This window comes from bacterium (genome assembly GCA_036504735.1).
Lineage (GTDB): Bacteria > Electryoneota > RPQS01 > RPQS01 > RPQS01 > DASXUQ01.
This window is the reverse complement of the sequence record DASXUQ010000014.1, coordinates 44,408-63,611: the sequence shown is the minus strand read 5'-3', so window position 1 is coordinate 63,611 and position 19,204 is coordinate 44,408. Positions and strand designations below refer to the sequence as shown.

Below are 19,204 nucleotides of genomic sequence, written 5' to 3'. Positions count from 1 at the left end.
GCTATTTGTCCTCGACGGTAAGTTTATGGAACACGTCCTCGAGGCTGTGGGCTTCAAGAAGCATCTCAAGGATCACCCAGTTTTCGCGCACGGCCATGCGGAAGAAATCTTCGCGCAGATCGACGCCGCCGCCGGCTTCGATGCGCATGCGCACGGTGCCGGAAGAACCGGGCATTTCGCGCGCCAGTTCCACGCCGGGCAGGGTGCGAACCTTGGCCAGGGCATCCTTGGCGGCGGTGCGCACGGTGGTGAGCAGTACGGTGCGGCCTTCCGCGCCGGCCTGCAAACCTTCGGGAGTGTCATCGGCTACGATGCGGCCCTGATTGATGATGACGATCCGCGAGCAGGTGGCCTGCACTTCCGACAGAATATGCGTGGAGAGAATCACCGTCTTCTGCCGTCCGAGTTCCTTGATCAGCATGCGGATCTCGGCGATCTGGTTGGGGTCCAGACCCGCCGTGGGTTCATCCAGCACCAGAATGTCGGGATCATGCACCATGGCCTGGGCCAGACCGATGCGCTGCCGGTAGCCCTTGGAGAGCTGGCCGATGTCCTTGCCCAGCACGTCCTGCAGGCCGCAGCGGTCGACAATCGCCTTGATCCGGGCGCTGCGGTTTTCCTTGGGTACATGCCGCAAATCGCACACGTAGCGGAGATAATCCACCACGTTGATGTCCTGATAGGCCGGAGCCATTTCGGGAAGATAGCCGATCTTCCTGCGAACCTCCAGCGAATGCTCATCCACATCGAGGCCGTCCACCGAGATAGATCCCGATGTCGGCGGCATGTAGCAGGTAAGCATCCGCATGGTGGTGGTTTTCCCGGCTCCGTTGGGGCCGAGAAATCCCAAAATTTGGCCCTGCGGGATGGACAGCGTGATGTCGTTGACCGCCTTCACGCCGTTGTAGGATTTTGTAACTTGAGTCAGTTGGATCATTGACCACTCACAAGAAGTTTATCTGCCTTGAGATTACTTGCACTAACTTCAGAGAAACTCTCTGCAACCCAAAATGTTCCCATTTAAGTGTTAACCGCCAAATTCGACCCAGTTTCTCCGTTTTGGGAGCGATTCTTGGATCTGTGGGTAGGCTTTCCGACGGGAGTTACTTGGACGCGCCGTTGGCTGCGGTGAGGTCCACCCGGATTTCGCGCAGGGCCTCCCCTTCCCGGAAAGTCAGAGTATCGGTGTAGACCGGATAGTCGGGGTTCTTCAACGACAGAGTGTAGGTGCCAAGGGGGCGGAAGATGGTTTTGGAGGAAGGGGTGCGCAGTTCGAACTTGCCATTGACAAAGACGTCCGCCCACGGCTTGACCGAGGCGATGCGGATCCGGGCCACATAATCGTAGAGATTGACCCGCAGGTCGGTGGTCTGGCCGCCTTTGACGGTCACCGTACGCACCACAGGCAGACCGATCTCAGGATTGACCAGAACAAGGCTATACGTGCCCTCTGACAGCCGAAGTGGGCTGGGCAAGGGAGTTGTGCCGATCAGGGAATCGGCGATGTAGACGGTCGCCCACGGGCGGCACGTGATGTCGAGCGTTCCGGGCTGGCGGGCAGCCGCCACTCCTGCGGTGGTATCTTTCTTTCCGGGAGGATTCTGCGGGGAAACAGGTTTGACGGGCGGCTTCTGCGCGACGCCACCGGTGGAAAGAGTTTCAGGAGGAGTCGGGCCGGGCTTAACCCGCACGGTGTCGCCGGGAGGTGTGGGCAGGGGAATCGTATCGGTCAGCACCACGGGCGGCAAGGTATGCGCCTTCTCCCAGGCCCGGGTGGTGATGAGCTGATAAGCGGCACCTGCAGCGACGACCACCAGCAGCCCAATCGCCATAGTGCGGACAGATTTAGACCGCGCGCGGGCCTGCACCTTGCCTGTCACCACAGGACGGCGCACCGTATCTCCGGAGAGGAAATCGGCGATCAGGGCATTGGGCAGGAGGCCATCGGGCTGGGTCTGCAGTAGAGCGGCATGGGCTTCGACCGCCGAGGTGTAGCGCCTGGCAGGAGCCTTCTCCAGCATCCGCCGCAGGACAAATTCGATGCCGGGAGAAATCGTCTCGCGGTAATCTTCAAAGCGCGGCGGCTGGTATTTCAGAACATTCTGAAAGGTCTCGGCCAGAGTGGCGCCGGCGTGAATCCGCTTGCCGGTCAGCATCTCGAACAGGATCAGGCCCAGCGCAAAGACATCGGTCGCCGGAGTGATCTCACTGCCGTCCGCCTGCTCGGGGGCCATATAGGATGGCGTGCCGATGACCATGCCTTCCTGCGTCACGGTGGGCTGGTCTTTGAGCGAAGCCAGACCGAAGTCGGTGATCTTCACCTCACCGCGCTTGGACACCAGCACGTTGTCCGGCTTCAGATCGCGGTGAATGATGCCGGCGGCGTGGGCATGTTCCAGTCCGGCGAGGATTTCGGCGGCCAGCGTGACGGCCACTTCCACCGGCAACGCGCCGCGATCCTTGAGCAGTTTGCCGAGGCTTGCGCCTTCCACGAATTCGAGGATGAGAGAAAGCTCCTCCACCCCCGCGTGCAGATCATAAATCTGAACCACATTGGGATGGGAGAGCTTGGCAATGGCGCGCGCTTCGCGTTCAAATCGCATGCGCAGATCAGACTCGCGCGCGTACTGGGGATGAATGGACTTGACCAGGACTTTGCGGTCAAGCCCCGAGTCATATCCCTCCCAGACCGTAGCGATTCCACTGCGGGCGATTTCCCGCGTCAGCGTCAAACGGCTGTCGTGATCAGCCATGTTCTATAGGTATGCGTAGTCGGCAGAACCTGAAGATAAAAGTCAAAAATCTAAAAAGCCAAAATGCCAAAAGGAAGAGGGCTGATGAGACGGGGTTTGGCCAGGTTGTGGATGCGGTGTGGGTTGGGAGTGGGCCGAGCAATCGGCCCCTACACCCGAACAGTGTGGAGTAGTATTCCTTCATCCTTCATCCTTCATCCTTGCCTCTCAGTGGATGCCCACTTTCCATTCGGCGAGCTTGTAATGCAGCCAGCGGAGGGACACGCCAAGAGCCTCGGCGGTGTGGGTCTTGTTGCCCTTCATTTCCTCGAGGGTCTTCAGCACCAGATCGCGTTCGTATTCCTTGAGGGACTTGGAATTGCCGGCAGGCTTGGCGACGCGGGGAATGATCAGCTCGGACGGCGTGATGTCCCGGTCTTCGGCCAGCACGATGGCGCGTTCGACGGCATTCTCCAGTTCGCGCACATTGCCCGGCCAGTGATAGGTCTCGAGAATCCGCATCGCCTCGTTGGTGATCTTCTTCACGCGATCATTGTTCTTGTTGGCGTGCTTGGCCAGAAAGTGAGTGACCAGCAAAGGAATGTCTCCGGTGCGCTCCCGCAGCGGCGGCATACTGACCGTGATGACATTCAAACGGTAGAAAAGATCCTCGCGGAACGTGCCCTTTTCGACTTCGCGCGCCAGCGACTTGTTGGTGGCCGACACGATACGCACGTTGGCCTTGCGATTCTCGGTGTCCCCTACCCTGCGGAACTCGCCGTCCTGCAAAACGCGCAGAAGCTTGGTCTGGATGGACATGGGGATGTCGGCGATTTCATCGAGGAAGAAGGTTCCGCCGTTCGCCACTTCGAGCAGGCCTTTCTTGTCGGTAATCGCGCCGGTAAAGGATCCGCGCTTGTGGCCGAAGAGTTCGCTTTCGAGCAGCGTCTCGGAAAGGTTGCCGCAGAACTGGGCGATGAACGGCTTGTCGCGGCGCGGCCCATTATAATGAAGCGCGCGCGCCACCAGTTCCTTGCCGGTTCCCGACTCGCCTTCCAGCAGCACGGAAATATCCGAGTGGATAATTTTTCCGAGAATCTCGAAGACATTCTGCATGCGCTGCGAGGACCCGATGATCTCCCGGAAATGGTAGGTGCGCTGCACCTCCGTGCGGAGCTGGTAGTTCTCATCCCGCAGGTTCTCCATCAGCCGCGCGTTTTCAATCGCGATGGCCGCAAGATTGGAGAAGGATTTCAGGAAGCCGAGGGAATCGTCGGTGAAACCGCTGCGCTTGGCCTTGCTGTCCAGATAAATGGCCCCGAGAATCTTGCCGCGCAGCAGGAACGGCACGGACATGACCGCGCGAATCTGCTTAAAGATCACCGACTCGGAGCCGGCGAAACGCGGATCGGCCTGAGCGTCCACGGTGAGTACGCCGCGCTGCGAATCGATCACTTCCTGCACGATGGAGTGGCTGATGTCGGCGATGGAGAGCGCCGATTCAGGCGCGATGTTCCGCGCCGTGCGCACCGTCAGTTTGCCACTGTCACTTTCCTGCAACACCAGAAAGCCGCGCTCGGCATCCACCGCCTGTAAGGCGATGTCCATGACCCGTTCCAGCAGGCGGTCAATGTCCGGAATCGAGTTCAGGACCTGAGAGATTTCATAAAGCGCATGAAGTTGCTCCTGCGGCAGCATACCGGCACCCGGCACCTGCGCAGGACGCGTCGTCGTTGAAGAGTTTTCGAGCATGGGCTATTTGGGCGATTCAATCCTTCTGTCTTTACCGCGCAAAAACATATCTGTCCAAATTTGAAAATGTCCGGGACGGCAGGTCAGTTTGTCGCCCCGCCGGTTGGTGACGGTCAGAGTCCAGGAGTAGTTTACCGGGCGGAGGTTGGAATCGGAGAGACTGTCCGTGATCACTATGAATGTATCGGCAGGCGCCAGGCCCGTCGTATCCCACACATCATTCTGTCCATCCCGCTGGACGAGCACGGAGAACTTGTGGCCGTCATCCAGATTCCCCCAGTAGAACCAGCCCAGACGCGGATGGTAATCGGTGACGATATCCGGCCCGGTTTCGCCTACGGGATGATTCTTGAGAGGCCAAGGGGATCTGACAGGCTGATGGAACTCGATTCCCCGCGAGGTCTGGGCGCCGGAATCATCCACGACGGTCACCCAGATGGAATCCCCAACGTAATGATCAAGGTCTCCAGCGGGCATGTCTCTTTCGCCCCGGCGGATGGAGAAGCCCCGAATATCGGGATCGAATGCCATCCGGCCAAGGACCACCGTGTCTACGCGGGCAATCAGGGAATCGTAAATGATATTGCGGTCGGAGTCGCTGACCCAGCACTGGACTTCAAAGACGCATTGGTCGCCGATCAGATCTTCCCGGCAATCCGTAATCATCTTAACGCTGTCGATAGCCGGTCTACGATTGAAATGAGGAAGAACGTAGAAGGGAGAGTTGGGATCCACCGTGCTGTCGCGCTCGGGCGTCCAGCGGCAGCCGGCAAGCACAATGAACACCAGTACAACGGGGAGAAAGAGTTTCATGGGGGTTTGCCGATTGTTATCCCTAATAAGATACACTTTTTTGCGTGCAAATCAAGGCGGTGTGCACGCAAAAATTTGCGTCATGCACACTGTCCCCCAAACGGAAGCCGCAACAAGGGCTGCTGCGGCTTCTATCATAATATCCTGTTTTTGAAGAACCAAACTATTTCAGTAACATCGCCCGTTCAGATCCGACAGCGACGCCGTCGAGTTGAACTGTCACGATGTACAAGCCGGAGGAAAGGTTCTCGCCCCCGAATTGGACTCGATGGCTGCCTGCCAGAACCATTCCGGATTTCAGCACCGCCACCTCGCGCCCGAGGACATCATACACGACCACGCGAACCGAGCCACCGCGGCTCAATTCGAATGGAATAACCGTTGTAGCATTGAAGGGATTGGGAAACGCCGGTGACAGCACCGCACTGACAGGCAGTGTGGCGTGGTGCTGCGGGTCGGTTCCAGTCACACCTTCGTCGTAGTAGTAACGGCCAATATCCGGCAGTGTGCGGTCGGGATCCCAGCCGCAGTACACCGTATCACCATTATCGATACACGGCGACGGAGCCGCAACGCCGTAATAGGCCTGAACGTCGGACATAGAATGCCACTGTCCCCATTCGCCTTCACGCCGTAAGTTCGGATCCATGAAGTAAACATGGTTCCCGTACACAATGCTCTGCGTGGAGTACTCAGACCATTCTCCAATGCCGCCGCCATCACCACCGGGAGGATTTCCAGGCTGATCGGACGAGCCGGGGAGGCGCCACTGATCGGAATAGTCCACATCCATGGAGGCCCGTCCGCCCAAGGTGACGTAATAGGAAGCGCCGCGCTCAACCTGGACGAGACAACTGTTGACCATTACCTGCGCAATACCCGAGGCAATCACACCCATCGGATCATGGCCGCCAATGTTGGCCACATCCACCGAACAGCGGATCACCCGCAGAGCACCCTCATTGGCATTGAAAATGCCGTGCGCCCACGCGCCCGATCCGCGAACCGTAACGACACAGTAGTCCAACACCCACATATCCGTGCCAACGTCGTTGGTCCGTCCGAAATAGGCGCCGATTACCTGGCCGGGTGCCGACACCGTAATTACATTGCCGCGGAAACAGGTGTTGGTGGAGCCTTCCACCATCAACCCCATGGTCATCTGGTCGTCGCCGGGATTAAAGTCTCCATCGGCGTCCACCTTGATCATGTTTTCCGACATACGATTGCCGGCGGAGCCCGTCTCACACGGCGAGCCGCCGTCATTGAGCAACTGGTTCAGGCGCACAGCCTTCGAATACTGATTTGTGGTGAGGAAGCTGTTACGATCTGCCCAGAGGCGACCGCCGTCCATCCACAGACAGGACAAGTGTGCGCGGAAATCGCAGTCGTCGATATTCAGCAGGGACCGAGTCGCCACGACGACGTAGGCCGGCAAACCGAATTCGGTGCTGATGTGAACATAGCGCAGAACCCGGATATTGCTGGTGCCGTTTTCCAAAAACTGGAAGCCGGACCAATTTTCCATCGGTTCGATCACAATGGGCGCATCAACCGATCCCACGGCGCTCAGGGAGCCGGAAATTACGAACGGAGCATCTGTCTTGAAGCTAATGCGAACCCCGGGCTCAATGACCAGGGCTTTGTCCGGCGAGATGAAAATCGGAGCATCCACGAACACAACTTCGCCGGTGGGCCACACTCCCGAGACGTCTCCGCTGACATGAGTACCCCCAGCGATGAGCATTACGGGCAAGCCCATGCTCAACAGAATCGCTGTGAAAATGGTACCGAACAGCCGCCTCATTCTCCCACCTTTGCCGGTTGATGTTGCCTTTGTTGACCAATACGTTTCTTCGGTAGAGAATATAACGCGAGCACTATGGAATGTCAAGCCCTGCTATATCTTTACGAGAGAATTATGATGCGGGATTACTCGTTGCTTTTTTAATCAAATCAAGAACTTCGGCCTGCTCAGGGAAGCGGTGTTGCTGGTGTTTGGAGAAAAGGAGGTCACCCTGCAATTTGACTTCAAACGCACCGCCGGATGAGGCAAGGAGTTCCGGCCTGTCAAACCCTTGTTTTTCAAGATAATCGGCCATACTGACCGCTTTCGGATAGTAGTTTCAGACCGCGCAATATTCGATAATGATCTTCGCCATAGCGCACTTCCTATTACAATATCCATAATATCAATAACTAACAAACGAATTCGGGGCCAGTCCCGAAGAGACCAGCGCGAGTACTATGCAAGTGTCCGGCCAGTGCTGTTCACCCTCAGACACGTAGCCAAAACGTTCCATAGCCGTGATCCTCAACAGGCCACACGATGGTTCTTTTGGACCTCGCTCCTACACTCGTTATCGGCCTCAGCGATTCCAACTGAAACCGCCTTCCAACTCCACGCGATCCGGCTTGGCCGTCGTCTTCACCTGCGTTCCCGATGCAAAGACAAACAGGTTGGGCAGCACTTCGCAGGAAGCCTGCAATCCGGCGCGGGTCGTCCGCACCAAGTCGCCCGACAGAAATTTGTAGACATTCGTCTGGCTGTTCTCGTAGAGCGGCGTGTAGATGTTTCCGCCGACGCTGCCGTGATTCTGATGGACAATATGCACGGCCACCTCCAGCGGATAGAACACCGCCCGCAATTCCGCGGTCAGGAATTCGCTGTTCGGCTGCCGGGTATACCCGATGGGTGACGTCCAGTGGGTATATACATTGGCGGCAAAAATGTGCGAATAGACAAATGGCCGGATCTTGGTGTATTCCACCCGGGCGTCGAAATGTTCAAAGAAGGGGTGGGGCAGCATGAGCTGTGTGCCCACCGTGTAGGCGGACTTGTTCGTGCCCCTGGCGGTGGTCAGCGCCGATACGGTAATGTCGTCGAAGAACAGCTCACTGTAAAACTTCATGCCGCGTACGGGGCGCCACGTCCCATCCATTCCGAGAACGAAATTGTCTTTGTCGTTCATGGAGTGCTGCACGCTGTACAGAAAGTTCAACGGGGTCACATAACCAAGCTGAACCGGGCGATCCCCATAGACAATGCCCTGGGACAGACCGAACAGTAGATTTCGGAACGGGCGAAGCTCCAGCCGCTGCGCGCTCAAATACTTGGCCGCATCCAGCGTGCGCGGACGTCCCCCCGGATTGACATACAACGTTTCCGCCGGCAGATCCGATTCGAGCCAGCCGTGCAGGAACGTGTAATACACAGCGGCGTCGCTGTGCTGCGCCTCGATGGCGGCGTCAAAGCGGACATAGTCGAATGGGGGCATCTGCGAGTTCAGAAACAGCGACCCGAACTGCGCCGGTCCCCAGCGAAAGCGGCCTCTTCCCGCCGCAAGCGAAAGATTTTGACCGTAGTACTGCAGGAAGGACTCGGAGATGTTGTATGAGGTGGACATGGGCTTCGAGCTGCTGTCGCCGAGTTCCACCAGCCCCCAGCGGTCTTCATAAAGCCGCCCCCGGCCAATGGCATCACCCAGATACGAACCATTCCCCGATTCCGTATAGTCACGGAAATCCACCATGAAGTGCAGGCGCTGGGCGTAGCCGCCTTCAACCCGCAGGCCACCGGCAAATCGTTTGATGGTTCTGTCCGCACTGTCCGTGCGAATCACATCGAGACCATATACCGGTTGAATTGAGGCGGCCAGCGTGGAATCGTATTCCCAACTCGCCAGATGAAAGCCACTCTCGTAGAGCCACGATGCCCTGCGCAGGCCGAAGGGTAGCTTGTCCTTCACTGCATTCCAAGAGGACTCTCGAGGTTCATCACGGAACTGCCCGACGATAAACATATTGCCCGAGCCTTCCGCCAGATACCGCCGCGCCTCACAGGAACGCGACGCCTCCTCCGGAAGCCGCCGCGGATGATATACAAATCCCAGATAGGGCCGCGTTCCGGAAAACAGCGGGACATCCTGCGACGTCTCCAGCCGGCTGAAGTAATCGTACGCCGGATGATCAACCAGCGGGAATTGCAGGTATTGAGTAGACTCGTCGGCAAATGTCATCAATGCCGTTGCCAGAACCAACACGATGGCCGTGAGGCATCGCGAAGCAAACCCATATCGTCCGCTCATGTGCGTCTCCTCTGTCCTGCCAGATATCTTTGGATTATCCAGTCCACGGCCACACTGGCCATAAGTAGCAGGAACATCATTGGAACAATGCGATAGCGCGGCAGGATAATCACCGGGACATATAAAAGCAGAAATCCCGCGAATGCGATCACAAGGGCCGCATCCAATTTGCGCGCTCTCGCGGCCTGCACGATCCCGGGGATCGCAAGAATTAGCAGCAGCATATAGGATGCCCGGTAGATTCGGTTCTTTGCCAGCGGATGAGTAGGGTCGAACCAGACAAAGTACCAGAGGCGTTTCGCAGTCAACATCATGTAGTGCCGGGGATGGGTCCGGATATACTCCAGGGCTTCATTGCGATAGAACTGGTTCCGGTCGTATTCGTCATTGGGAATGGTCCGGGCGTAGTATTCCCGGTTCTTCTCCCAAAGCAATCCCATTTGATAGCGCCCGTCCATGGTCTTATCCGTACCGGTGGCCTCTTCATGATTCCCCATCCACAAATTGAGACCATATGCGGAGCGCAGCGGGATGAAGCGCCCTTGGACAATCCAATTGCGAATCGTCCAAGGAGCCAGCACAAGCATCGTAGCGAGCGCCACGGGCAAAACAAGGTTTTTGATAACCAGACCGACCGGACGTTTTTTCATTATCAGCGAGAGCCCCGCAGCCCCACTGACGATGAGAACTCCTTCGCGAACCAACAGCCCCGCACCTGTCAGGAATCCGAGGATCCACGCATGCTTTACGAAGTCACGTGATACGACGTCGTTGTCGGCCAAGAGCAGATAGAGATGAAGCACCCACAGGCAGATGACCACATACAGGAATTCGGGTGTGGCGCGGGAATGCACGTACATCATCTCCGGATACACCGCATAAGCGACAGCGAACAGCGTGCCGATCCGAGGCGAGAACATCCGTCTGCCGACCAGATAGGCAGGCAGGCATCCGGAAGCGGACACCACAGCCTGCACAACGAACATTACTAAGTTGCTCTGGCCGAAAATCCAAATGAAAAAGGCACACCAGTAGATGTAAAGCGGCGGAAAGAGAGCCGTGGGCTGTAACGGCAACCGGCCCCACTCATTCCACGACATCCCAAGCCCATTCACAAGATTCGCAGCGATAAGTTGATACTCAAAGGTCTTGTCCAACTCCGCCACAAGAAACGTAACCGCCTCCCGCGCGATCAGTGCAAACAGGAAGATCGCGAGGATGTGCATCGGGACAAAGCGGGGGCTCAACCGAGACAGGAGAGATTTCATGGGAATGTGATTTGGTCCCGAGATGAAAGCAATGGCACCTTAGGAAGACGATGGCATCAGGCGGGAGGAGGGCTGCTCAGCGCAGAGGCCTTTGATCGCGCCTCCACGTAACGCGCAATGCCATCAATCGCCACGGCAGCGAACAGCAGGAGGATGGTGGTAGTCACCACACGATAGCGAGGAAGGACTGTCGTAGGAACATACAGCAGCATGTATCCCAATAGGCTTAAAGAGAAAACCGGATCGAGGAGGTGTCGACGTGCTGCGCAAACCAGCCCCGGAATCGACAGGGCCAGTAACGCGATCCACGATGCCCGATAAACGGGGTTCTTTGCCAGTTGATGGCCGGATACAAACCAAATCCAGTACACGAACCGCTTCCCACACAGCGCAAGATACTCCGAAGGGTGCTGTCTGATGAACCTCAGCACTTCCTCTGCGTAGACACGATCTCGATCCTGTTCGTCGAAGGGAAGAATACGGTTCAAATAATCCGCGTAGTCCTTCGGCAGCGATGACATCACATAGGTGCCATCCGCATAGCGGTCATTCCCCGCCGCGCCCGGGTGATTGGCGACCCACCAGTTAATGCCGAAGGCGGTGCGGATCGGAATGAACTCTCCCTGGACAATCGCGTTGCGAACAATCCACGGACACATCACCAGAGCCATTGCGGCCAGCGCCGGCAGCATATGGCTGCGGATCGCAGTAATCCGCGCGCGGAATCGGAGCAGCAGCGCCAGTACGATGGCGATGGCCACAATTCCGGCGGCCTCTTTGACCAGCATGGCCGTCCCGCTTAGGGCACCGACAAACACGGCAATCTTCACAGCGCGTCGTGATCCTGGCGGCTCTTCCCGCAGGGCCGCATACCTTTCTATCATCCACAGAACCATTACGACATAAATAGATTCCGCAACAGCCTTCGAATGAATAAACACCAGTTCGGGGTAAAAGGCATAGCAGGCGGCAAACAGTAGCCCCGCGCGCTCGGAGAACAGTCTCTTGCCGAGGCGATAGGCAGGGAAACATCCCGTCGCGGCGATCACCGCCTGCCCAAGATACATCGGAAGAAAATTCGCAGGGGACAGCCACTGAAAGAAAGCACACCAATACACGTATAGCGGCGGAATCATCGAACTGGATTGCAGCGCCGCCCGGCCCCACTCATCCCACGAATAGCCCTTTCCCTCCAGAAGGTTCCGCGCAATGAGCATATGCTCGAAATACAGACTATGGTTGTCCGCGAAAAAGAGGCTCACAGCAGTGCGCGCAGCCAATCCGAAGACAAAAAGGATCCAGATCTGGGTCCGGACCGGAAGGGATCGCAGTAGGGCCAACGGGGTTCGCACCACAAGAGATAGAAGTTTTCGGCGGCTTGGGTTTTTCGTAATTTATGCCTTCTGCGCTAAAAAGCAAACACCCCAACCATCATGATTGGGGTGTTTGAAAGAAAATTCCCGCTAACGACCTACTCTCCCAGGCAGTTGCCCGCCAAGTACCATCGGCGATGAGAGTCTTAACTTCTCTGTTCGGAATGGGAAGAGGTGTTTCCCTCTCTCTATGGTTAGCGGAAAGCCGTTGGCCGCCACAGGCGGCTCAAAGCAATGCGGCTGGGAAGGTGAAGCACCCGTGAGGGGCTTGGGACTCTTCCGCATCAGCCGCAGAAACTCAACAATTGGAAACAGCAAAAGACAAGCTCTTGCGTACGAAGTAAAAACCCATTTTCGAAAGCCGCTGGGGACAACTTGACCATCTTTAAAGAGAATTAAAAATCGGTCAAGCCGAACGACCTATTAGTACCACTCGGCTGAATGCATTGCTGCACTTGCACCTGTGGCCTATCAACCTCGTCATCTACGAGGGGTCTTCAGGGTTTCCTAATCTTGGGGTCGGTTTCACACTTAGATGCTTTCAGCGTTTATCCGATCCGAACGTAGCTACCCAGCCATGCCACTGGCGTGACAACTGGTACACTAGAGGTTCGTCCATACCGGTCCTCTCGTACTAAGTACAGCTCCCCTCAAGAAACCTGCGCCCACGGCGGATAGGGACCGAACTGTCTCACGACGTTCTGAACCCAGCTCGCGTGCCACTTTAATTGGCGAACAGCCAAACCCTTGGGACCTTCTCCAGCCCCAGGATGTGACGAGCCGACATCGAGGTGCCAAACCGCCGCGTCGATGTGAACTCTTGGCGGCGATAAGCCTGTTATCCCCGGGGTACCTTTTATCCGATGAGCGACGGCAATTCCATATTCTACCGCCGGATCACTAAGCCCTGGTTTCCCACCTGCTCGACTTGTTTGTCTCGCAGTCAAGCTCCCTTATGCCTTTGCACTCTACGCACGATTGCCGACCGTGCTGAGGGAACCTTTGGGCGCCTCCGTTACATTTTGGGAGGCGACCGCCCCAGTCAAACTACCCGCCTGACAGTGTCCCTGGCCTAAAGCCTAGGTTAGACATCCAACAGCGGAAGGGTGGTATTTCAACGTTGGCTCCACCGATGCTAGCGCACCGGCTTCACAGCCTCCCACCTATCCTACACATCCGAAGCTAGACATCAGTGTCAGGGTATAGTAAAGGTCCACGGGGTCTTTCCGTCCTGCCGCGGGTACCCAGTATCTTCACTGAGATTGCAATTTCGTCGAGTCCATGGTCGAGACAGCGCCCAGATCGTTACACCATTCGTGCAGGTCGGAACTTACCCGACAAGGAATTTCGCTACCTTAGGACCGTTATAGTTACGGCCGCCGTTTACTGGGGCTTCGGTTCACTGCTTCTAGCTTGCGCCATGACAGATCCCCTTAACCTTCCAGCACCGGGCAGGTGTCAGACCCTATACGTCGTCTTACGACTTCGCAGAGTCCTGTGTTTTTGGTAAACAGTCGCCTGGGCCTCTTTACTGTGACCGGCTTGCGCCGGTACCCCTTCTTCCGAAGTTACGGGGTTAGTTGGCCGAGTTCCTTAACCATGGTTCTCTCGAGCACCTTAGGATATTCTCCTCACCTACCTGTGTCGGTTTACGGTACGGTCGCCTCAACTCTCCTTAGAGGTTTTTCCTGGCAGCATGATTAGGGTCAGTTTGTGGGCTAAGCCCTCCTATTCAGATTTCGGCCTGACGTGTTGCGGATTTGCCTACAACACAGCCTACGTCCTTAAACCAGCACAACCAGTCGCTGGCTGACCTTTCACTCCTGCGTCACCCCATCGTACAAACGAGCTTTTGGCGGCTCGGGATTATTAACCCGATTCCCATCACCTACGCCTTTCGGCTGTGGCTTAGGGGCCGGCTCACCCTGAGTAGATTACCTTAACTCAGGAAACCTTAGGTTTTCGGTGAACGGGTTTCCCACCCGTTTTCTCACTACTTATTCTGGCATAATCACTTCCAGAACCTCCACAGCGACTCACGACGCTGCTTCACTGGCGACTGGAATGCTCCCCTACCGATCGACTTTCGCCGATCCCGCAATTTCGGTGGTTACTTTGAGCCCCGAGGATTTTCAGCGCAGATCTACTTGACCAGTGAGCTATTACGCACTCTTTAAATGGTGGCTGCCTCTAAGCCAACATCCTGGTTGTCTATGTTGATCCACCTCTTTACAATCACTTAAGTAACACTTAGGGACCTTAATTGGCGGTCTGGGTTCTCCCCCTCTCGTCCACGCAACTTATCTCACGTGGGCTGGCTCCCAAGATACGACTGACCGGCATTCGGAGTTAGGTAGGGGACGGTACCGTTGTGACGGCCCTAACCCTTCCTGTGCTCTACCTCCGGCAGTTATTACTTGAGGTCACACCTCGATGTGTTTCGGGGAGTACGAGCTATCTCCGAGTTTGATTAGCCTTTCACCCCTACCCACAAGTCATCCAATCGATTTTCAACTCGAATTAGTTCGGACCTTCATTCAATGTTACTTGAACTTCATCCTGCTCATGGGTAGATCACCCGGCTTCGCGTCTGCCGCCACTGACTTATGCGCCCTATTCAGACTCGCTTTCGCTACGGCTCCGTGTCTACGACACTTAACCTTGCCAGTGACGAGCAACTCGCCAGACCATTATGCAAAAGGTACGCCGTCACCCCTATGAGTTGCCCCATAAAGGCTCCGACAGTTTGTAAGCGTTAGGTTTCAGGTACTATTTCACTCCCCTCCCGGGGTGCTTTTCACCTTTCCCTCACGGTACTGGTTCACTATCGGTCACAGGAGAGTATTTAGCCTTGGATGATGGTCCACCCAACTTCAAGCAGGGTTCCACGTGCCCCGCCCTACTCGGGACTTTGGCTGGAGGTCTGTAAGTTTTACCTACGGGGGTGTCACCTTCTATGCCGGCTCTTTCCAGAACCTTCGGTTACCCACAGACTTTGTAACTCCATCAGGCCGTTTGCGCGACCCATGCCGGTCCCATGACCCCCACGTTGCAACGCCGCAAAGCTTGACACAACGCAGGTTTAGGCTATTGCCCGTTCGCTCGCCGCTACTTGGGCAATCTCGGTTGATTTCTTTTCCTTGCGGTACTTAGATGTTTCAGTTCCCGCAGTTGGCTTCATTTGATGATGTGGCATGACCCACACCGGGTTTCCCCATTCGGAAATCGCCGGGTCTAAGGATGTTTGCTCCTCTCCGACGCTTATCGCAGCTTACCACGTCCTTCATAGCCTTCCTGTGCCTAGGCATCCGCCTAACGCTCTTAGTAGCTTGACCGAAAAACTATTCTGCTTTACAGATAGACAAATTGTCCCAAGCAGCTTTCGTTCTCAGCTCATTACTGAGCAATATCTATTTTTTAGCGAGGTCGATATTAGACCTCGTTGGTTTTCTCGAGAATCTCGTACGCAACGTTATCCTCGTCGAATAACGTTGCTGTTTCCAATTGTCAAAGATCAAGCCGATAATCGGCCTCACTGGGTTGCCGCCAGGGCGACATCAGTGGATAATCGTCTATTCGTCACGACCGGTCCTGCGACCGGCTGCGAAAAATCATCTAAGAAAGATCACTGCGTGCATCATACCGCCGCCCATTACGACAACGGCAACTATCCTTTTCGATCAGAAAGAAATACGCTCACGATGTGGAGCGTATCGGGATCGAACCGATGACCTCCGGCTTGCAAAGCCGGCGTTCTCCCAGCTGAACTAACGCCCCGTGAATCCGGGCAGATGTCTCTGCCACGACTCCAGCTGTGGCGTCAGTTTGCGCTCGGCTAAATCGTCGTGGGCCTGACAAGATTTGAACTTGTGACCTCACGGTTATCAGCCGTGCGCTCTAACCAACTGAGCTACAGGCCCCAACGTGCGAAAGGGAATGGCCGACTTTCGCCGGCCATTTTCGATCCGACACTCTGCTCGGCGAAAAGGAAAAAATCAAAAAGGAAGATGTGCGGTCTGAGAAATCTTAAAGGTTGGTTCCGTAGAACCTGAGATCAGGGTTTCGACCTTATCTATCGTGTGCGAACTCCGAAGAGTGTAGCACCGTAGATTGCTCCTTAGAAAGGAGGTGATCCAGCCGCACCTTCCGATACGGCTACCTTGTTACGACTTCACCCCAGTCATCGGCCTGACCTTGAGGCCTTGCCCCCTTACGGTTGGCTCGGGCCCTTTGGGTCCTTCCGACTCCCATGGTGTGACGGGCGGTGTGTACAAGGCCCGGGAACGTATTCAACGCGACCTGCTGATCCGCGTTTACTAGCGATTCCGACTTCATGCACTCGAGTTGCAGAGTGCAATCTGAACTGAGACCGGTTTTTTGCGATTAGCTCCACCTTGCGGTCTTGCGACGCTCTGTACCGGCCATTGTAGCACGTGTGTAGCCCTGGACGTAAGGGCCATGAGGACTTGACGTCATCCCCACCTTCCTCCGACTTAACGTCGGCAGTCTCCTTAGAGTTCTCAGCATAACCTGTTAGCAACTAAGGACAAGGGTTGCGCTCGTTGCAGGACTTAACCTAACATCTCACGACACGAGCTGACGACAGCCATGCAGCACCTATACCGCGTCTCCCTTGCGGGAGTAGCCCACTTTCATGGGTTTACACGGCACTTCGAGCCCAGGTAAGGTTCTTCGCGTTGCATCGAATTAAACCACATGCTCCACCGCTTGTGCGGGCCCCCGTCAATTCCTTTGAGTTTCACCCTTGCGAGCGTACTCCCCAGGTGGGTTACTTAATGCGTTAGCGTCGATACCGAAGGGGTCGAATCCTCCGACATCTAGTAACCATCGTTTATGGTGTGGACTACCAGGGTATCTAATCCTGTTTGCTCCCCACACTTTCGCGCCTCAGCGTCAATCACGAGCCAGTAGACCGCCTTCGCCACCGGTGTTCTTCCAGATATCTACGCATTCCACCGCTACACCTGGAATTCCATCTACCTCTCTCGCATTCAAGAAGCACAGTTTCAGAAGCAATTGACACGGTTAAGCCGCGCGATTTCACTCCTGACACATGCTCCCGCCTACACGCCCTTTACACCCAGTGAATCCGGACAACGCTTGCACCCTCCGTATTACCGCGGCTGCTGGCACGGAGTTAGCCGGTGCTTACTTTGGAGGTACCGTCAGGCCCGGCAAAACCAGGCAATTCGTCCCTCCCTACAGAAGTTTACAATTCAAAGAACCTTCATCCTTCACGCGGCGTTGCTGCGTCAGGCTTTCGCCCATTGCGCAATATTCCTCACTGCTGCCTCCCATAGGAGTCTGGGCCGTATCTCAGTCCCAGTGTGGCTGATCATCCTCTCAGACCAGCTACCCATCGTCGCCTTGGTGGGCCATTACCCCGCCAACAAGCTAATGGGGCGCGACCTCATCCCGGAGCGATAAATCTTTCAAGACAGTTCCATGCGAACCCGTCTCAACATGCGGTATTAGCGGAAGTTTCCCTCCGTTTTTCCCCACTCCGGGGCAGATTAGTCACGTGTTACTCACCCGTTCGCCACTAACTATATTGCTATAGTCCGTTCGACTTGCATGTGTTAAGCACGCCGCCAGCGTTCGTCCTGAGCCAGGATCAAACTCTCCGTTGTAATTTTACAGAGATTTTGAGCTAGAATTTCAAGGACCTCTGACTTCACCTTAAAAGGTTCCATCAGGCACGCACATCTTCCTTTTGTCAAAGAACAGTCAAATTTTGGATCAGCTTGCCATGTCTTTCGGCATTTGCCGCCGACACCGTATTTGTTTCAAGCGGGTCTAATATAGGGTTTTGAACGCGATTTGTCAAGACCCTCTTTTACCAATTTTTTACCTTTTTTCGCCGCCTCTTGCCCTGCCTTTTGCACTAAGATCAAGTTATACAAACTTATGTGAAAAAGGGAGGCTGTTTGGCGGGGAGGCGATGTCCTTTTCGGACAACTTGGTAAGCTTAAAAAAGACCCACATTTGAGGGGTTAATTTCCCTCACGTCTCTGTAATACGCCGACCCTTCAGGAAAGTTCCCGGCAGCAATTATATTTCTACTGGCCGGTTCCCTGTCTCTGCCCCAGATCGAATATCGAAATCCGGTCGTCCGCAGTTGCAGGAGGCTCCACGCCACAATGGCTCGCGCCATTGCTTCACTCATGGACTTATATATACTTTCCCCTCCAGACGGAGGTTCCAGAGCGGAGCCAATATAGGGTTTTTGAATGACAACTCCAAGAAGTCTTGCATTTGGGAGGGCTTTTGCTAACTTGTTGATATGAAGTGCTTAATTCTTTTCCTTGGGCTGTTATTGCCCTTATTGGGCCTCGCCCGCCAAGTTCAGACCTTGGCGCTGCCCGAGAGTCCTCGCATTATCGGCATGGCCGGCGCCTTCGTGGCGGTGGCCGATGATCCGACCGCCGGATTCCTGAATCCCAGCGGGCTGCGAACCCTCACGCAAGTCGGATATGACCTCTTCTATGGTTCGGTGACCCACGCCGGACCCGATCAGATGGGTGTCGCCCTCTCCAATCCCGGTTCGGATAAGGGACAGGCCTTCGGTATGGGAATGTGGACGCAGGGCTGGACCGAGAAACGCCAACCGGTCTATTATGTTCCTTACACAGGTACAAGTCTCGACGTCACCTCCACTACCCATTTCGGGCTGGTGATGCGCCTGCCTTATGTATCCTCCAATATCGCCGGAGTAAGCGGTGGTTGGAAGACCATCGGCGATGTGACCTTTTTGCAGACCTTCGAAAGTTTTCGCGCCGGCGCGTCCATCGAACGCGCGTTCGGCGGCGGAAGCGACCTTGTTCCACGGCGTCTGCGGGTGGGAGGAGCCTTTCTCTCGCCCTCTTCGGGAGTGGTGATTGCCTATGAATGGCGGGGCAACGAAACGGGCAAGAACTTCAATTTCCACTACGGTACATCCCATTATGGGGCGGAGGTTCCGCTGGGCGGCTACGGCATCGTGCGCGGAGGGTACATCGCAGGAGCGCAGCACCGCATCGCACTGGGCGCGGCCGTAGGCAATATGAAGGCCGGAATGCGGGTGGAAGGTGGCTGGGAACTCCCGGCGACAAAGCACGGTGAGACCCGTTGGGTACTGGGAATCGGTTATCGCATATAGAACTACTGAATAAGGACAA

The 19,204-nt window shown here is 55.8% G+C and carries 9 protein-coding genes, 2 tRNA genes, 3 rRNA genes and 1 pseudogene; 1 reads left to right on the top strand and 14 read right to left on the bottom strand.

Annotated elements, in window-relative coordinates; all coding sequences use genetic code 11:
• Window position 1: 1 nt before the first annotated feature.
• From VGL38_12175 to VGL38_12110, 14 genes and pseudogenes are all read right to left on the bottom strand, one after another.
• Window positions 2-937, bottom strand: coding sequence for an ATP-binding cassette domain-containing protein (locus VGL38_12175; protein HEY3296180.1), 936 nt, complete (start codon window positions 935-937; stop codon window positions 2-4).
• Window positions 938-1,103: 166 nt separating this feature from the next.
• A complete protein-coding gene (locus VGL38_12170) occupies window positions 1,104-2,753 on the bottom strand; it encodes a serine/threonine-protein kinase (GenBank protein HEY3296179.1) in 1,650 nt (549 codons plus the stop codon).
• Between the two features lie 207 nt (window positions 2,754-2,960).
• Window positions 2,961-4,484, bottom strand: coding sequence for a sigma 54-interacting transcriptional regulator (locus VGL38_12165; GenBank protein HEY3296178.1), 1,524 nt, complete (start codon window positions 4,482-4,484; stop codon window positions 2,961-2,963).
• A 3-nt stretch (window positions 4,485-4,487) separates the two neighbouring features.
• Window positions 4,488-5,297 carry a hypothetical protein gene (locus VGL38_12160; protein HEY3296177.1) on the bottom strand — a complete coding sequence of 270 codons (810 nt, stop codon included), beginning with the start codon at window positions 5,295-5,297 and terminating at the stop codon, window positions 4,488-4,490.
• Between the two features lie 163 nt (window positions 5,298-5,460).
• Window positions 5,461-7,104: a T9SS type A sorting domain-containing protein gene (locus VGL38_12155; GenBank protein ID HEY3296176.1), complete on the bottom strand. Its 1,644-nt coding sequence runs from the start codon at window positions 7,102-7,104 to the stop codon at window positions 5,461-5,463.
• 112 nt (window positions 7,105-7,216) lie between these two features.
• Window positions 7,217-7,411, bottom strand: a pseudogene (locus VGL38_12150) (Rdx family protein).
• A gap of 255 nt (window positions 7,412-7,666) precedes the next feature.
• The gene (locus tag VGL38_12145) at window positions 7,667-9,385 is read right to left on the bottom strand and encodes a capsule assembly Wzi family protein (GenBank protein HEY3296175.1); all 1,719 of its coding nucleotides are present in this window, start codon (window positions 9,383-9,385) and stop codon (window positions 7,667-7,669) included.
• Window positions 9,382-10,653 (bottom strand): glycosyltransferase family 39 protein, encoded by a 1,272-nt coding sequence (locus VGL38_12140; protein ID HEY3296174.1) that lies wholly within the window; start codon window positions 10,651-10,653, stop codon window positions 9,382-9,384. Before VGL38_12140 ends, VGL38_12145 begins: the two co-directional genes overlap by 4 nt.
• Before the next feature lie 56 nt (window positions 10,654-10,709).
• Window positions 10,710-11,915, bottom strand: a complete 1,206-nt coding sequence (locus tag VGL38_12135; protein ID HEY3296173.1) for a glycosyltransferase family 39 protein — start codon at window positions 11,913-11,915, stop codon at window positions 10,710-10,712.
• 196 nt (window positions 11,916-12,111) lie between these two features.
• Window positions 12,112-12,228, bottom strand: a 5S ribosomal RNA gene (gene rrf, locus VGL38_12130).
• Between the two features lie 200 nt (window positions 12,229-12,428).
• Window positions 12,429-15,361, bottom strand: a 23S ribosomal RNA gene (locus tag VGL38_12125).
• A 369-nt stretch (window positions 15,362-15,730) separates the two neighbouring features.
• Window positions 15,731-15,803: transfer RNA gene (locus VGL38_12120), tRNA-Ala, on the bottom strand.
• A gap of 69 nt (window positions 15,804-15,872) precedes the next feature.
• Window positions 15,873-15,946, bottom strand: a tRNA-Ile gene (locus tag VGL38_12115).
• Between the two features lie 201 nt (window positions 15,947-16,147).
• Window positions 16,148-17,677: ribosomal RNA gene (locus VGL38_12110) — 16S ribosomal RNA — on the bottom strand.
• Together the 16S, 23S and 5S rRNA genes with 2 tRNA genes alongside form the textbook arrangement of a ribosomal RNA operon.
• 653 nt (window positions 17,678-18,330) lie before the next feature.
• On the opposite strand from VGL38_12110, the gene VGL38_12105 reads away from it, so the two are divergent.
• On the top strand, window positions 18,331-19,185 hold the full coding sequence (locus VGL38_12105) for a hypothetical protein (protein HEY3296172.1): 855 nt from the start codon (window positions 18,331-18,333) through the stop codon (window positions 19,183-19,185).
• The last annotated feature ends 19 nt before the right edge of the window (window positions 19,186-19,204 follow it).

Bases quoted from the DNA above. Each gene is read 5' to 3' on its own strand.
- VGL38_12175 (HEY3296180.1), bottom strand. From the start codon at position 937: ATGATCCAACTGACTCAAGTTACAAAATCCTACAACGGCGTGAAGGCG.
- VGL38_12170 (HEY3296179.1), bottom strand. From the start codon at position 2,753: ATGGCTGATCACGACAGCCGTTTGACGCTGACGCGGGAAATCGCCCGC.
- VGL38_12165 (HEY3296178.1), bottom strand. From the start codon at position 4,484: ATGCTCGAAAACTCTTCAACGACGACGCGTCCTGCGCAGGTGCCGGGT.
- VGL38_12160 (HEY3296177.1), bottom strand. From the start codon at position 5,297: ATGAAACTCTTTCTCCCCGTTGTACTGGTGTTCATTGTGCTTGCCGGC.
- VGL38_12155 (HEY3296176.1), bottom strand. From the start codon at position 7,104: ATGAGGCGGCTGTTCGGTACCATTTTCACAGCGATTCTGTTGAGCATG.
- VGL38_12145 (HEY3296175.1), bottom strand. From the start codon at position 9,385: ATGAGCGGACGATATGGGTTTGCTTCGCGATGCCTCACGGCCATCGTG.
- VGL38_12140 (HEY3296174.1), bottom strand. From the start codon at position 10,653: ATGAAATCTCTCCTGTCTCGGTTGAGCCCCCGCTTTGTCCCGATGCAC.
- VGL38_12105 (HEY3296172.1), top strand. From the start codon at position 18,331: ATGAAGTGCTTAATTCTTTTCCTTGGGCTGTTATTGCCCTTATTGGGC.